The organism is Streptomyces sp. NBC_00250, assembly GCF_036192275.1.
In the GTDB taxonomy this organism is placed as follows: Bacteria; Actinomycetota; Actinomycetes; order Streptomycetales; family Streptomycetaceae; genus Streptomyces.
The window spans coordinates 3,994,571-4,009,520 of sequence record NZ_CP108088.1 but is presented as its reverse complement, the minus strand read 5'-3'; the positions used below and the strand labels follow the sequence as shown (position 1 = coordinate 4,009,520).

The window sequence follows — 14,950 nt, the reverse complement described above, 5'->3', positions numbered from 1 at the left end:
GCCCGCCCTTCACCCATCCGTATACACCTGACGCTCAGTCAGATTACAGAACTGACGGCCAGTCAGGAATAGGTGTGAGGTGGCGGTTGTGAGGGCGTGGCCGGGTGGGGGCGGTCGGGCGGGGTGGCCGACCGGCCACTCACCCCCGGTGGGCGTGGCCTCGGGGCCCGGGTGCCCGCCGGTCACCGGGCGATGCGTCGCGCGATCTTCTCCGCGTCGATCGCCAGCTCGCGGAGCATCCCGCTGATCGGGTTCGTGAACCCCGTGAAGTACAGGCCGGGCGCCTCGCGCGGACAGCGCGCCCCGTGCACCACCGGACGCCCGCGCCCGTCGAGCACGTCCAGGTGCCCGACGAGCGGCTCCAGGGCGCGCCGGTAGCCGGTCGCCGCGATCACCACGTCGGGGGCGATCCGGGTGCCGTCCGTGAGGATCACGTCGCCGTCCTCGAAGGCCTCGACGGCCGCGACGATCTCGACCTTCCCCGCCCGCACCGCGTCGATCAGGCCCACGTCCTGCACCGGTATCGCACCCTCCCGCGTGCGTGAGGCGAGACCCGTGTCCGGCCGGGGCAGCCCGTACTCGGAGAGGTCCGGCATCCCGACCCGGGCGATCAGGGCGCCCAGTCGGTCGACGAGACCGGTCGGCAGGCGGCGCACCAGGATGCCGTTGCGCTGGGCGGGCCAGCCGGCCGTCGTGCGCCGCACGATGTGCGGGACGGTCCGCACCGCGAGCCGTACCCGTTCGGCACCGCCCTCGGCGAGGTCGGCGGCGATCTCGGCCCCGGTGTTGCCGATGCCGACGACGAGGACGTCCTTCCCGGCGTACGGCTCGGGGTTGCGGTAGTCCCGGGCGTGGAGCAGCGCGCCCGCGCCGGCGCCCCCGCTCGCGTACGCGTCCAGGCCGGGCCACTCGGGCAGGCGCGGGGTGTGGTTGTAGCCGGTGGCCACGACGACCGCCCGCCCGACGAGCCGGCGCCCGCCGGTCGCGTGCAGGACCCAGTCCGAGCCGGACCGCTCGACCCGGAAGACCTCGACGCCCGTCACGATCTCCAGCTCGTGCTTCTCGGCGTACTTCTCCAGGTAGCGCACCACGTCGGCGCGGGCGACCCACCGCCCGAAGGAGCGGGGGATCTTCAGCCCGGGGAGGGCGGAGAGCCGCCGGGTGGTGTGCAGCCGCAGTCGGTCGTAGTGGGCGCGCCAGGAGGCGCCGACGGCGTCGGACTTCTCCAGGACGACCGCCCGGACGCCGCGCCCGCGCAGGGCGGCGGCGACGGCGAGCCCGCCGGGGCCCGCGCCGATGACGTACACGGGGTGGTCGACCTGTGGAGAGAGTGCAAGGGGGGTGGTGGCCATGAATGCTGAGCGTAATGACGTGTACACGCTGTGGGTCTCGGTCAAGAGGGATTTCGGTTGCGAATCGGTCACGTCGACTGCACGTCGACCGACCTCTTGCGCAGGGCCGGACCCTGCGCTGAACTGACGTACCGTCAGATCGAGTGGTGTCCCACGAAGGGGAGCGCGCATGCAGACCGTCTGGCTCACCGGCGCCGAATGGCTCGCCGTCCTCCGCATCGGCCTCGGCCTGTGGTGGCTGGAGAGCTGGCGCCACAAGGACAGGAAGGGCTGGTTCGAGCGCGGCACCGGCATAGCCTGGGCCGCCGACGTGGCCGGCAAACACAAGTGGCCGCCGGTCAAGAAGGGCTTCGACGCGGTCGTCGCACCGCGCCCCAAGCTCATGGCGTACGTCGTCGTCTACGCCGAACTGGCCCTCGGACTGGGCCTGGTGGTCGGCTTCCTGACCCCGATCGCCCTGATCGGCGGCCTGCTCCTCAACCTGCTCTACCTCGTCCTCATGATCCACGACTGGGCCGAGCAGGGGCAGAACGCGATGATGGCCCTCATCTCCCTCGTCGCCCTCTTCGCCATGTCCTGGCAGACCTGGTCCCTCGACCACGCGATCGGACTGTTCCTGTGACGGCCGCCCCCGACATCGACGCGTTCACCCGCCCCTACTGGGACGCCGCCGCGGAGGGCCTCCTCCTCCTGCGCCACTGCGCGGCCTGCGACCGGGTCCACCACTACCCGCGCGAGTTCTGCCCGCACTGCTGGAGCGAGGACGTCACCTGGGAGCGGGCGAGCGGCCGCGCGACCCTCTACACCTGGTCGGTCGTCCACCGGAACGACCTCCCGCCCTTCGGGGAGCGGGTGCCGTACGTGGCGGCGGTCGTCGACCTGGCCGAGGGGCCGCGCATGATGACCGAGGTCGTGGACGTCCCGGAGGCGGAGCTCCGGATCGGGATGGAGCTGCGGGTCGCCTTCCGGCAGGAGGGGGAGGCGACGGTCCCCGTCTTCACGGGAGCCGCCGCCGGGCGCCTGGCGTAGGCCGTGGCCGGTCAGACGGGGGAGACGTTCCTCCAGAGCTGGCCCTCGTTGCTCGCGTCGCAGGCGTACAACATCATGAACGGCGGTCCGGCGTACATGCAGTCGCCGCTGTTCATGTTCTTGATGGTCATGCCGGCGGACGTACTGGTGTTGATCTTCCACGACTGGGTGCTGGAGCCGTTGCAGACCTTGGCCGTGAAGCCGGGTGTCCCGCCCGGCTGGAGGCAGTGGCCGGAATGCTTGTTGACCAGTCGGAAGGTGCCGTTCGCGCCGGACACGTAGTTCCAGGAGTAGGAGATCGTGCCGCTGCTGGCCGGTTCGCCGCACGGGGCGGTGTTGGCCAGGATGGCGTACCCGGGGTTGGACTCGGCGATGCACTCCCCGTTGGAGACGCTCTCGATGGAGTACGTCCCCGAGGGGGTCGAGCCGCCCGTGGCCGGCGGGGGCGCGGGCTTCTTGGTGGTCTGCGTCGGCTTGGGGGCGGGAGGACGGGTCGTGGTGCCGCCGCCGGGGTCGGTGGGGTTGGAGCCACCACCGGACGGGTCGGAGGGGGTGGACCCACCCCCGGAGCCGCTGCCACCGCCGCTGCCGGAGCCGTTCCCGCCACCACCACCGCCGGGCAGGGTGCCGGTTCCGCCCACGTCACCACCACCGCCGTCGGCCGGCGGGGGAGGCGCGCCGGGGGAGGTGCCCGGCGGCTTGGACGAGGGGGGCTTGGAACCGGGCGGGGTCTTGGAGGACGGCGACCCGGACGCGGACGTCGACGGCTGTACGTTCGCCGGCTGCGAGGCCACGGACGACGGCGCCGAGGACGAGGGGCTCGGGGCGGCGCCGAGACGCCCGATCTCGTACGGGCCCAGAGCCACGGTCAGGGTGGTGCCGGTCGCCACGACGACGGGTACGGCGAGCATGACGAACCGGTTGCGCCGCTTCTCGCGCGGGCTGCGAGCGCCGGAACCGGTGACGGAGAGCGGATCGGGCGAGGCGGTCGCGGGCTCCTTCGAGCCCGCCTGCGGAGTGAGGGAAGCGGTGGCGACGTCCTCGGCGGGCTCCGCCTTCGCGAGCTCCGCCAGCTGCTCGGCGGTGGGCGACACGGCGGCGAAGGCGGCCCGCTCGGCGATGCGCTCACCGACGACGGCCGGCCAGAGCGCGCCCTCGGCGCGCTCGGTGGTGCGCTCGACGAGCTCGGCGGCCGAGGGGCGGTCCGCAGGGTCCTTGGAGAGGCAGGTCTTGATGAGCGCGGCGAGCTCGGGGTCGGTCTCGGTGAGCCGGCCGAACTCGGGCTCGGCGTGGACGACGCGGTAGAGCAGGTCGGGGCCGGAGCCGTCGCCGAAGGGAGGGCGGCCGTTGGCCGCGTAGAGGAGGAGGCTGCCGAGGGCGAAGACGTCGGCGGCGCCGGTCAGTCGGCGGTCGGCGACGGCCTGCTCGGGGGCCATGTAGGCGGGGGTGCCGATGACCATGCCGGTCTTGGTGAGACGGCTCTGGTCGGCGGCGCGGGCCACACCGAAGTCGATGAGGGAGAGGCCGGAGGAGGTGAGCATGACGTTGGACGGCTTGAGGTCGCGGTGCACCATGTCGGCGCCGTGGACGACACCGAGCCCGACGGCGGCCTCGCGGAGGAGCCGCCAGAGGGCCTCGCCGAGAAGCGGGCCGCCGTTCAGACGGATGGCCTCGTTGAGGGTGATGCCCGGGATGTACTCGGTCGCGAACCACGGAGGCTTGGCCGTCCGGTCGCTGGCGAGCAGCTTGGTGTTGGCGCCGGCGGGGAGCCGGGCGAGGTTGTCGAGCTCGTGCCCGAAGTGGCTGAGGAAGTCGGCGTCCTCGGCGAGCACGGGAAGAACCCGCTTCACCGCCGCGAACTTCCCCGGCACGGCGCCGAGATAGACCCGCCCCATCCCGCCGGACCCGAGGACACCGAGCAGCCTGAAGGCGCCGATCTGCCGGGGATCACCCGGTTCCAGAGGCATGGCCCCACTGCCGTCCAGACTGCCCAAATTAGAGTTGTTTTCCAATTCCCCCTGCATGGGCCTCAGCGTAGCGGAGGGTGTTTGCGATCTGAATCGAAGCCAAGTGGTTGTTTCCGTACTGTGGTTGAACGGACGGGGTGCGGGGGTGGACGTTCCTGGAGGGTGCGGGTGCGGCCGCCCTCTTTCCGAGTGTGGCGGCCTCCACCACCGCGTCAAGGGCGCTCCTTCGTCGCGTCGGCTTCGCCGATGGGCTGCGCCCACCCTTGACCCGGCGGCGGAGGCCGCCTTTTCACACTCGGAGGGCGGCCGGGGGCGGGGCCTCCGCAGAGCTTCGGGCAGTGTCCGGGGCGGGTGTGCGTCTGGCGGCCGGTGGGTGGGGGCTTGGCCAGCGGCAAGGGCCGGTGGGTGAAGTCCCGTCGGTCGGGGTGCGCGGCAGTGCAATGGGGCAGCCGGGCTCGGCTCAGCGGGCTGAGGCCGTCGATCGGCGGGCATTCAGGCCCCGCTGGTCTGTGTTCGTGGGTGGTGGGAGCCGCTGGGGCCATGCCCCGGACTGAGACTTGAACATGTTCAAAGTCCGTGCCAGGGTACGGCGTGGGTTCCCGAGTCCACCGGCCGCGCGGGCGGCCTGCGGAACCCGCTAGGGGTGGAGTGTGTTGCGTTACCGCCGTACCGCGCTGATCCTGGCCGCCGCGACCCTCGCTCTGACGGCCTGCGGCAGGTTCACCGTCATGCCGCCGCCCGAAGGCGAACCGGTCATTTTGAAGCCGGCCGAACTCGTGACCACGTGGACCGATGCCGATGACGGCACTCTCACGCTGAAGAAGGACGGGACGTTCGTAGCCGACAAGATCTGCATCGCCGTCGGCTGGGAGGATGACCTGGCCTGGTCCGGAACAGGCACCTGGAGGCTCGGCTCCAATAAGGAGCAAAGCTTCCTCCATGTGTCCTTCGATGCCGATCACCCCGAACTGCGGGGGACGAAGGCCGACGCCTACTCCGCCTTGAAGCAAGGCAAGGTCCTGAAGCTCTGGGCCGCCATCGGTGATCCGGACAACGACTATCCGAACTGCGTCCTGACCAGCCAGGCGAGCTGACCCGACTACCGCCCGCCCGAGCGACCTCCGCATGACCCGGCGAAAGTTTCCTGCAGTTCCTCCGCCCGAAATAGCCGCATTGCCCGCTGTGGGGGTTATTCCGAGACGTGCTACTCGGAGTAATGCAGGGTTTCCACTCCCACACCCACCGGAAGTGACCAGCGGGGCCTGAAGCCCGACCACGGTCTACCGTCGGCCGCCAAGCCGAGCCCGACTGCCCCATCGCACGGCAGCGCACCCCCAACCGGCGGGAAGGGTGCCCACCCACCCCGGCCGCGAACCAAGCCCCCACCCACCGGCCGGCAGACGCACGCCGTCCCCGGATACTGCCCGGGGCCCGGCGGTGACCCCGCCCCCCGGACCGCCCTCCGAGAGGTCTTTCGCTCCTGGAGGTGGTGGGTCAAGGGTGGCCGAAGGCCATCGCGCAGCGACGCGACCGCAGGGAGCGCCCTTGACGCACCGCCGGAAGGAGCGACTCTCGGAAAGAGGGCGGTCCCACCAGAAGCCCACGAACCCGGCCCACCCCAAGAACCCCAAGACCCGCGCCGATCGCGCCGATCGCGCCGATCGCGCCGATCGCGCCGATCGCGCCGATCGCCCCGACCGCCCCGACCGAGCCGCCCCCTACTCCGACAGCGCCCAAGGCGCCGCGAGCAGATCGGCGACGCTGCGCCGGTCGCGGCTCTCCAGTGGCTCGTCGGCCGCCTTCCCCAGTGCGACCATGGAGACGATCTCCCAGCCCGGGTTCGGGCTCAGCTCCTTGGTGAGGCCTTCCAGGTCGAAGGCCCGGAACTGGTGGGAGGCCAGTCCCATCGCCTCGGCCTGGACGGTCATGTGGGCGATGGCCTGGCCGAGGTCGTAGTCCGCGAACTCGGAGTAGAGCAGCTCGGAATCGTCCACACGGCGCCGCGTCAGAGTGACGACGAGCAGCCCCGCGTTCGTCGCCCACCGGGCCGAGCTGGGCGCGAGGTGGCGGACCACCCGCTCGTGGTCCGGCTCGCCGGGCCGGCCGGTGAAGAAGCCCCATGGCTGGGAGTTCCCGGCGGACGGCGCCCACCGCGCGGCTTCCAGCAGCAGGCCCAGGGAGTGGTCGTCGACGGTGGCCGTCGGGTCGAACCGGTAGGGGCTGAACCGTCCCGCAAGCAGGGGATGTATGCCGCCGGACGGCTCCAGGTCGCGTTGCACGTCCCGCTCCAACCGGCCACCGCAGGGATGTATTCCACTCAGCCCCGGCCCCGGCCGCCGGTGCTACCTGAGAACGGCCTCGGCGAGGGCGCCCAGGATGTGCGGCGCGGCCTCCGCGAGGGTCGGGAAGTGGCGGTGGGCGTCCGGGTGCGGGGCCTCCGTGTTGACCGTCCAGACGGTCATCCCGGCCGCCAGGCCGGAGCGGACGCCGGACGGCGCGTCCTCGATCACCAGGCAGTCCGCCGGGTCCGCGCCCATCTTCTCGGCGGCGAGCAGGTACGGGACAGGGGACGGCTTCCCCTCGGCCACCGAGGCCGCGTCCACGACGAGTCCGGGCATCGGGAGCCCGGTGCGCTCGAACCGTCCCCGCACCCGGTGCTCGTAGTTCGACGTCACCAGCGCCCACCGGCCTTCCGGCAGGGCGCCGAGCAGTTCGGCGGCCCCGTCGAAGGCCGCGTACGTCCCCGTACGGACGTCCTCGTCCTCCAGCGCGTGCAGCAGGGCGAGGCACTCGTCCGGGTCCTGCCCCGGGACCACGGTCGCGAACGTCTCGACCGGCCGCGTCCGGAGCGCGACGGCGTACACCTCGTCCCCGTCGAGCCCGTACCGCGCGGCCCACTCGTGCCAGACGCGGCGCTGGTTGGCGACGGCGTCCATGAGGGTGCCGTCGACGTCGAAGAGAACGAACTCGCTGGTCATGCACCCGATGCTAGGCGCCGGTCGTCCCGTCGAGCAGCTCGCGCAGGATGTCCAGGTGGCCGTTGTGGCGGGACGTCTCCTCGACGAGGTGGAGGACGATCCAGCGGAGGTCGACGTGGCGGCCGTCGCGGATGGGCCGCACGGCGGGGGTGTCCAGGTCCTTCCCGGCGACCAACTCACGGTAGCGGGAGCTCTGTTCGGTGTACTCGTCGAGCAGCTGTGGGAGCGGGAAGTCGACCGCGACACGCATCTCGCGGTCGGGATCCTCGTCGGTCCAGGGACCCTGGTCCTCCTCGCCGAGGAAGACCACCTGGAACCAGTAGTACTCGACCCAGCGGAGGTGGTTGATCACCCCGCTCATGGTCATCAGAGGCGAACCCGGCAGAGGCGCCTTGCGGGCGTTCTCCACGGAGACGCCCTCGCACTTGGCGCGGGCGGTGTCACGTGCGTAGTCGAGGAACGTGGTGAGCTGAGTGCGCTCGTCCCACGCGGGAGGCGTGTCGCTGATTCTGGTCATCGCCCGAAGGGTCCCCGATCACCGCGACCGTGTCGAGGCGTTTACCGGAGGAGGGCGGCTACGGGCTGCTGCTCGCGGGGATTGCAGTAGCCGCCCTCGCGACGACGTGGGGCGTCAAGGACCGCTGCGTCGGCAAGACGGTCTGGGCGACTGGTTCCGCTCAGCGGAGCCAGGGCAGGTCCTGACGGGCGACCGTCCCGCCGCCGCGTCGGGGGGACCGTCAGTAGACGCGGTGCCCGCCGGTGGCCAACCCCAGTCCATCGCTGCCCCGGTAGTACATGTCGTGGTTGATGAGCGGCTGGCCGGTCGCGAAGGGGGCCCGCCAATTTCCCGTGGCCTTGTACACGTAGAGGTTGCTGTGCGGGGCGCTCTTCTCGTCGTACGCGACCAGGTCGTTCTTGCCGTCGCCGTCGGTGTCACCGATGCCGATGAGCTTGGTGTACGCCTTCCAGCCGGAGCCGATCCTGGTGCGGGGCGCGAACGTGCCGTCGCCCTTGCCGAGGTAGAGCCAGAGGACGCCGTCCTTGTCACGGGCGACGAGGTCACCGGCAGGGGCGCCGCCGATGTCGCCGGTGGCGGTGATCTCGTTGTAGGCGCCCCAGCCGCCGCCGAGCTTCACGCGCTGGGCGAAGGGCGCGGTGGCGGTGCCTGTGGCCTTGTAGAGCCAGAGGACGCCGGCGGTGTCGGTGGCGAGGAGGTCGGGGCGGCCGTCGCCGGTGAGGTCGGAGCCGGCGGTGAGCCTGTTGTAGATCTGCCAGCCGCCGCCGACCTTCATGCGGGGAAGGAGGCCCTTGCCGTTGCCCTGGTGGAGCCAGAGGAGGCCGGTCTTGTCCCGGCCGACCAGGTCGCCGGCCGTCGTGCCGCCGATGTCACCGGTGGCGGTGATCAGGTCGTAGGTGTTCCAGCCGGTGCCGAGGACCGACGGCTGGTACACGCTGGTCTCGGGGAGGGCCAGGACGTGCCCGCCGTCGAACGCGGTCAGGTGGCCCGTCGAGTTGCGGACCAGCAGGTCGGGGCTGCCGTTGTCGTTGAAGTCGTGTGGCTCCGGCGCGCGGGTCAGGGTGAAGCCGCCCGTGCGGACGACGTCGGGGCCGATGCCGTTGGCGGGCTTCGCGGTCATGTTCCAGGTGTAGTCCCCGTTGTACGCGGGGAGGCGGTCCTTGCTGAAGATGCCTTTCCACGTGAAGGGGAAGGGGATCGTCGGGGAGACCATGGCAACGGTCGAGGACCACTGCCTACCGGAGGCGGTGTGGGTGAGGACGAGGCTGACGGACGCGTTGTGCCGGCTGAACATCCACGACGCATTCAGCGAGCCGCCGTTGCGGTCGAGGTCGAACACGCCGCTCGGAGGCGGGTTCTCCGCCGTGAGGGTGAGGGCCGTGGGCACGCCGGTGGTCACGAGGAGGGACGCGGTGGGCTTGCCGGTGGCCGGGTCCAGGGCGATCCGGTAGAGCCCCTCGCCCTTCTCGACGGTGCCTCCGGTGGCGATGAGGTCTCCGTCGGGGGACTGGGCGGTGTTGGCGACGTGGTCGAGGAGAGGGACCGGGTCGCCGCCGTCCAGCGGGTGCGCGGTCAGCCGGTAGTCGGCGGCGGTCAGGACGCGGGTGGTGGTGGCCTCGCCACCGTTGGTCGCGCCGACGGCGACCCAGTCGCCCATCAGCCGCACGGTCGTGCCCCGCAACGCCTCGCCGATCGGCGTCCGTCGGATCTCCGTGCCGCCCCGCCGGACGACGGCGAGGGTCGCCCCGTAGTGGGTGTCCCACTCGGTCCACGCCACATGGGTCGGCGACACGGCCGAGGCGGTCCGGTCGGTGGTCTTGAGGGTGTCGTACGTCTCGACGACCGAAGCGGAGGCGGTGTCCACGAGCGCCACCCGGAACCGGTCGACGCCGCCCGCCCGCGTGAGGTAGTGGACGAGGAAGGTGCCCGGCATGCCGGACTCGAACCTCAGGTAGGTGGCCTCCGCGGGCAGGCCGGTCACCTTGCGGTCGATGAGCCCGCCCTGCTCGTCCCGGCTGAACAGATGCGGTTCCCGTACGTTGTCCACGGTCGTCGACGCGACGAGCCCGGTGTCCAGGTACAGGTGCGTGGTGTAGGTCCCGCCGAGTGCACCGATGTCGAAGGTCGTCAGCTCGGTGCCCGTGGACATGTCGATGTACGTGCGTGTGTTGTCCGAGGCGCGGATGACGATGTCCGTGCCGTTGATTCCCGCGTACGACTGCCCGGGCAGTCGCGTCTGGGCGCCACTCTCGTGCAGCGTCCAGGTGTAGACGGACGTCGTGCCTTCCCTGTGGGACGCCAGGAAGCCCGTGGTGCCGTTGCTGACGACCCGGGTGCCGGCCGGCATGGTGAGGGCGTCCTGCCGGCCCGTGCCTTGCTTCGCGCCCGCCGTGGTGGAGAAGGCCGGGGGGGTCGGCGCGGCCGTCGCCGTCGTGCCCGCCGTGACGGCGAGGGTGACGGCGACGGCCGCGGCGAGCCGGTACCGGGTGTTTCGTCTGTGGTTCAAGGCTCTGCTTTCTCGGTCCGCAGCGGTCAGAGCAGCGGCATGTTGGTGAGTTCGACGGGCGTGTCGACGACCGCCCGGCTCGTGAAGGGCGCGCGCCAGTCGCCGGTGCCCTTGTAGAGGCTGAGGCTTTCGCTCCCGCCGCCCACGCTGTCGTTGGCCATGAGGTCGGGGCGGCCGTCGCGGTCGGCGTCGCCGATGGCGACGATCTCGTCGTACCGGTTCCAGCCGGAGCCGATCCGGGTGCGGGCGGCGAAGGTGCCGTCGCCCTTGCCGAGGTAGAGCCAGAGGACGCCGGCGGTGTCGCGGGCGACGAGGTCTCCGGCGGGGCCGCCGCCGATGTTGCCCGTGGCGACGAGCTTGTTGTAGACGCCCCAGCCGCCGCCGACCTTCACGCGCGTCGCGAAGGGGGCGGTGGTGGAACCGGTGCCCTTGTAGAGCCAGAGGGTGCCGGCCGTGTCGGTGGCGAGGAGGTCGGAACGGCCGTCGCCGGTGACGTCGCTGCCGCCCGCGAACGCCTTGTAGATGCCCCAGCCGCCGCCGACCCTGGTGCGTGGGGCGAAGGGTTCGGCGGCCTTGCCGGTGCCCGCGTAGGACCAGAGCACGCCGGTCTTGTCCCGGCCGATCAGGTCGGCGTGCGGGGTGCCGCCGATGTTGCCGGGCGTGACGATCTGGTCGTACGTGTCCCAGCCGCCTCCGATGATCGCCTCCGCGAGCGTCTCCTCCTGGGTGGAGTCGAGCACCTGGCCGGAGGCGAACACCTGGCGGGCGTCGTAGAAGAGGAGGTGGCCGCCGCTGCGGTAGACCAGGTCCGGCGAGCTGCTGTCCGTGAAGTCGTGCGGCGCCTGCTTGCCGGCGACCTTGAGGACGCCCGTCCTCTCGACCGACGGGCCGATGCCGTTCCTGGGCACCGCCGTCATGCGCCAGGTGTAGTCGCCGTTGTGCGCGGCCCTGAGGTCGCCGAACGTGCCGTCCCACCACACGTTGGCCCGTCCCTGCTGGTTCAGGGTGGTGGTGAGGATCCGCTTCTTCCCCGTCGCGGTGTGCTTCAGCTCGACGGTCAGCGCCGCGTCGGCGGGGCCGGCGAACTGCCAGATCAGGTTCGCGTCGCGGGTGCCGAAGTCGATGGTGGCGGGGACGATCTGGTCGGCGAGTTCGAGGACGATGGGGCGGCCGGTGCTCGCCACGAGGGTGGCGGTCGGGGTGGCGCCGTCCTGGCCGGGGGTGATCCGGTAGAGGCCCTCGCCGTGCTCGATCGTGCCGCCCTGGACCAGGAGGCCGCCGTCGACGTCGCTGTGGATCTGGCTCACGGTGTCGAGGAGCTTCACCGTCCGGTCGCCGGTCAGGGAGCGGACGGTCAGGGAGTGGAGGGGGTTCGGGGAGAGGGCCCGCGTCCCTCCGGACACGGCGTACGCCAGCCAGTCCTCGCCCAGGAAGCCGACCGAGAGCGGCCCCTTCCCGAGGGGGAGGCGCGTCGTGCCTTCCTGACCCCGCCGGGCCACCTGGAGCGTCGCGCTCTCGGCGCTGTCGTACTCCGCCCAGGCCAGGTGCGTGGCGGACGCGGTCACCTTGGTGTCGTAGTTGCCCGCCGTGAGGACCCGGTCCTCCACGACGCGGGCGGTGGCGATGTCGACCAGGGCCACGTTCAGGGTGCTCGACCAGGACGCGCCGTGGCGGATGACCAGGGTGCCGGGCGAGGGCCGGTCGTACCAGCGGACGGCGGCGGTCGCGGGGAGCCCGGAGACCGTGCGGTCCACGAGGGTGTCGCCGGGCTTGGAGACCAGGTGGACGTCGGTGCCTCCGCCGGCTCGCGGGGCCTCCATGACGAGGGTGGAGCCGGCCGGCTGTACGAACTTGGCGGACGTGCCCAGGGAGCTGGTGTCGATCACGACGGGCGCGGCGCCGGTGGCCATGTCGTACAGCTTGTACGTGGCCCCCTCGATCTTCACGATCACGTCCGACTGGGCGCTGCCCGTGTACTTGCCCGCGGGGAGGACGGTGGTGACGCCGTCCTCGTACCGGGTCCAGCGGTACACGTCCCCCGTGTCGAAGCTGTCGCGGTGGCGCGTCAGGAAGCCCGACGGGCCGTTGCCGAGGACGGCGGAGTCGGGAAGGAGCGCGATGGCGTCCTGCTGTGCGGCGGTGGCGGCAGCCGTCCCGGCGACGGTCGCGGTGGTCGCCAGTGCCGGGCCGGCCGTCAGCGTGCCCAGGGTGACGGCGAGGGCGACGGTGACGGCGGCGGCGAGACGGGTCCGGTAGGTGCGCTCGACGGACAACGTGTGTTCCCCCCAGAGGTGTGGACGTGGCGTGATCACCACGTCCACATGACTCATGAAGGGTTCGAACGGTTGTACAACAACGTCAGGAGACCGAGGTGAACTTGGTGCCCTCGCCCGGGTACAGGTTGGTCGTCATCCGGCTGAAGGGAGCCGTGGCCGAGCCCGTGGACCGGTAGACGTACGTGCCGCCCGCCCCGTACGCGATCAGGTCCGGGCGGCCGTCGTTGTCGACGTCGCCGGCGCCGACGAGCTGGGAGAAGGCGCCCCAGCCGCTGCCGATCCTCACGCGGGTGGCGAAGCCGCCGGTGCCGTTGCCCTGGTAGAGCCAGAGGACGCCGGCGGTGTCGCGGGCGACGAGGTCCCCGGCGGCCGTCCCGGCGATGTTCCCGACGGCGGTGAGCTGGTTGTAGCCGCCCCAGCCGCTGCCGACGCGCACACGGGTGGCGAAGGGGGCCGTGGAGCTGCCCGTGCCCTTGTAGAACCACAGCACGCCCGAGGCGTCCGTGGCGAGGAGGTCGGCGCGGCCGTCACCGGTCAGATCGGAGCCGCCGGCGAGCTTGTTGTAGCCGCCCCAGCCGCTGCCGACCTTGGCGCGGGTCGCGAGGGTGCCGTCGCCCTTGCCGAGGTAGTGCCAGAGGTAGCCGGCGCCGTCGAGGGCGATCAGGTCGCCGTGTGCGCTGCCCGCGATGTTGCCGACGGACTCGATCTGCTTGTACGTCTGCCAGCCGGTGCCGATCTTCGTACGCCGGGCGGTGGTGATCTGGCCGGACACCGGCCAGTCGAAGAGGTCGTCCCGCCACAGGGCGCCCGAGGCGTCGCGGGCGAGGACGTCCGTCGAGCCGTTGTCGTTGAAGTCGTGCGGGTTGGCCTTCCGGACGACCCTGAGGTTCCCGGAGTCGTACCCGGCGGTGCCGATGCCGTTGAGCGGCTTGGCGGTGACCGTCCACGTGTAGTCGCCGTTCGGGGCGCTGATGCCGTCCAGGAGCCCGTTCCAGGTGATGAGGGCGGGGGAGGACGGCTGGGTCAGGCGCTGGGTGAACTTCTTGCCGGTCAGGCCGTGCGTGAGGGTGACGTCCATGACCACGTTGGTGCGGGACAGGCTCCACCGCATCGGGACCGTGGTGCCGTTCTTGTCGAGGTCCACCACCGTCGGGACGTTGTCGACGGTCACCCGGACGGACGTCGGCTGCCCGGTCGTCGCGACCTGGGTGACGTACGGTTCGCCGCCGAATTCGGTGATCCGGTACAGGCCTTCGCCCTCGGTGGCGGAACCGCCGCGCACGAGCAGGCTGCCGTCGGGCGCGACGGCGGAGGAGGTGATGTGGTCGAGGAGCTTGACCTTGGCGGTGCCCGTGATGGAGCGGGCGGTCAGGGCGTGCAGCGGGTTCGGCGAGGTCGCCGTGGCGCCGCCGGGCAGTCCGTAGAGGAGCCAGTCGCCGACGGTGCCGGCGACGGTGACGTTCTCGTCGGTGCCCAGGGGGAAGCGTGTCGTGGTGTACGCCGTGCGGTTGTACACGGAGGCTTCGGTCGTGCCGTTCGCGCGCTCGGTCCACGCCAGGTACGCCGGGGACACGCTGCCGGTCGCGTTGGCCGCCCACGCGCCCACGGGCTTCGTGTAGTCGTAGAGGCCGAACGGACCGCTGCCGTTCAGCTTGTACGTCGTGGAGAAGTAGCGCGTCGCCAACCCGTCGTAGTCCGAGCCGAGGATGAAGACCTCGTTGCCGCCGGAACCGAGGATCTTGAAGCCGGTGTTCTGGCTGCCGTACGAGATCTTCTGCTTGACGACGGAGTCGTACGGCTTGCTGACCCGGTACAGGTCGAGCTTGCCGCGGGCGTCCGGCTTCGTCGCGAACAGCAGGGTGCCGGACGCGCCGACGAAGACGGCGTCCTCGCCGAGGGCGGTCTTCAGGTCGATGCTCGTGTGGAACGAGCCCGGCCCGTTCATGTCGCGCAGCATGTACGTACGGCCGTCGCTGGTGACGGCGGTGTCCGAGCCGGTGTCGTAACCGAACTGGCCGGGCAGCGGGGTGGTGGTCCCGTCGGCGATGTTCGTCCAGGCGAAGGTCTTGCCGCCGGAGCCGTCGGGCCGTGCGGTCAGGAAGCCGTTGGTGCCGGCGCTCACGATCTCGGCGTCCGCCGGGAGCGAGAGCGAGGCCTCGGTCCCGGCCGTGACCGCGGCGGGCGCGAGGGCCGGGGCGAGGGCCGGGGCGGCGAGGGCAGGGGCCGTGACGAGCGTGCCGGCGACAGCGGTGACGGTGGAGACGGTGAGGATGGCGGCGGCCAGACGGCGGCCGGAGATCAGGTGGGTCAAAGGTCTTCCCTTGC

At 71.5% G+C, this 14,950-nt stretch carries 12 protein-coding genes; 4 read left to right on the top strand and 8 right to left on the bottom strand.

Going from position 1 to position 14,950, the window contains the following annotated elements; genetic code table 11:
* Positions 1-182: 182 nt before the first annotated feature.
* Complete coding sequence (locus tag OG259_RS17955; protein ID WP_328943178.1) at positions 183-1,352, bottom strand: flavin-containing monooxygenase; 1,170 nt, start codon at positions 1,350-1,352, stop codon at positions 183-185.
* A gap of 169 nt (positions 1,353-1,521) precedes the next feature.
* Here OG259_RS17955 and OG259_RS17950 point away from each other — a divergent pair, with 169 nt between their 5' ends.
* On the top strand, positions 1,522-1,974 hold the full coding sequence (locus tag OG259_RS17950) for a DoxX family membrane protein (protein ID WP_328943177.1): 453 nt from the start codon (positions 1,522-1,524) through the stop codon (positions 1,972-1,974).
* Positions 1,971-2,381, top strand: coding sequence for a Zn-ribbon domain-containing OB-fold protein (locus OG259_RS17945; RefSeq protein WP_328943176.1), 411 nt, complete (start codon positions 1,971-1,973; stop codon positions 2,379-2,381). Before OG259_RS17950 ends, OG259_RS17945 begins: the two co-directional genes overlap by 4 nt.
* An 11-nt stretch (positions 2,382-2,392) precedes the next feature.
* Here the strand turns inward: OG259_RS17945 and OG259_RS17940 are convergent, their stop codons facing one another.
* Positions 2,393-4,348, bottom strand: a complete 1,956-nt coding sequence (locus OG259_RS17940) for a protein kinase domain-containing protein (RefSeq protein ID WP_328943175.1) — start codon at positions 4,346-4,348, stop codon at positions 2,393-2,395.
* A 650-nt stretch (positions 4,349-4,998) separates the two neighbouring features.
* On the opposite strand from OG259_RS17940, the gene OG259_RS17935 reads away from it, so the two are divergent.
* The gene (locus OG259_RS17935) at positions 4,999-5,442 is read left to right on the top strand and encodes a hypothetical protein (protein WP_328943174.1); all 444 of its coding nucleotides are present in this window, start codon (positions 4,999-5,001) and stop codon (positions 5,440-5,442) included.
* 624 nt (positions 5,443-6,066) lie between these two features.
* On the opposite strand, the gene OG259_RS17930 is transcribed toward OG259_RS17935, so the two are convergent.
* The 3 genes from OG259_RS17930 to OG259_RS17920 form a co-directional block, all read right to left on the bottom strand.
* On the bottom strand, positions 6,067-6,627 hold the full coding sequence (locus OG259_RS17930; protein WP_328943173.1) for a nitroreductase family protein: 561 nt from the start codon (positions 6,625-6,627) through the stop codon (positions 6,067-6,069).
* A 63-nt stretch (positions 6,628-6,690) separates the two neighbouring features.
* On the bottom strand, positions 6,691-7,326 hold the full coding sequence (locus tag OG259_RS17925) for an HAD family hydrolase (RefSeq protein ID WP_328943172.1): 636 nt from the start codon (positions 7,324-7,326) through the stop codon (positions 6,691-6,693).
* Positions 7,327-7,336: 10 nt separating this feature from the next.
* Complete coding sequence (locus tag OG259_RS17920) at positions 7,337-7,843, bottom strand: DinB family protein (protein WP_328943171.1); 507 nt, start codon at positions 7,841-7,843, stop codon at positions 7,337-7,339.
* A 29-nt stretch (positions 7,844-7,872) separates the two neighbouring features.
* Between OG259_RS17920 and OG259_RS17915 the strand changes: the two genes are divergently transcribed.
* Complete coding sequence (locus OG259_RS17915; protein ID WP_328947335.1) at positions 7,873-8,028, top strand: hypothetical protein; 156 nt, start codon at positions 7,873-7,875, stop codon at positions 8,026-8,028.
* 35 nt (positions 8,029-8,063) lie between these two features.
* On the opposite strand, the gene OG259_RS17910 is transcribed toward OG259_RS17915, so the two are convergent.
* From OG259_RS17910 to OG259_RS17900, 3 genes are all read right to left on the bottom strand, one after another.
* Positions 8,064-10,349, bottom strand: a complete 2,286-nt coding sequence (locus OG259_RS17910) for an FG-GAP repeat domain-containing protein (RefSeq protein ID WP_328943170.1) — start codon at positions 10,347-10,349, stop codon at positions 8,064-8,066.
* A 26-nt stretch (positions 10,350-10,375) separates the two neighbouring features.
* On the bottom strand, positions 10,376-12,622 hold the full coding sequence (locus OG259_RS17905) for an FG-GAP repeat domain-containing protein (protein WP_328943169.1): 2,247 nt from the start codon (positions 12,620-12,622) through the stop codon (positions 10,376-10,378).
* A gap of 85 nt (positions 12,623-12,707) precedes the next feature.
* Positions 12,708-14,936 (bottom strand): FG-GAP repeat domain-containing protein, encoded by a 2,229-nt coding sequence (locus OG259_RS17900; RefSeq protein WP_328943168.1) that lies wholly within the window; start codon positions 14,934-14,936, stop codon positions 12,708-12,710.
* Positions 14,937-14,950 lie beyond the last annotated feature (14 nt).

Excerpts from the sequence above, each read along its gene's own strand:
- OG259_RS17950 (WP_328943177.1), top strand. The coding sequence starts at position 1,522 with ATGCAGACCGTCTGGCTCACCGGCGCCGAATGGCTCGCCGTCCTCCGC.
- OG259_RS17940 (WP_328943175.1), bottom strand. The coding sequence starts at position 4,348 with ATGCCTCTGGAACCGGGTGATCCCCGGCAGATCGGCGCCTTCAGGCTG.
- OG259_RS17955 (WP_328943178.1), bottom strand. The coding sequence starts at position 1,352 with ATGGCCACCACCCCCCTTGCACTCTCTCCACAGGTCGACCACCCCGTG.
- OG259_RS17920 (WP_328943171.1), bottom strand. The coding sequence starts at position 7,843 with ATGACCAGAATCAGCGACACGCCTCCCGCGTGGGACGAGCGCACTCAG.
- OG259_RS17925 (WP_328943172.1), bottom strand. The coding sequence starts at position 7,326 with ATGACCAGCGAGTTCGTTCTCTTCGACGTCGACGGCACCCTCATGGAC.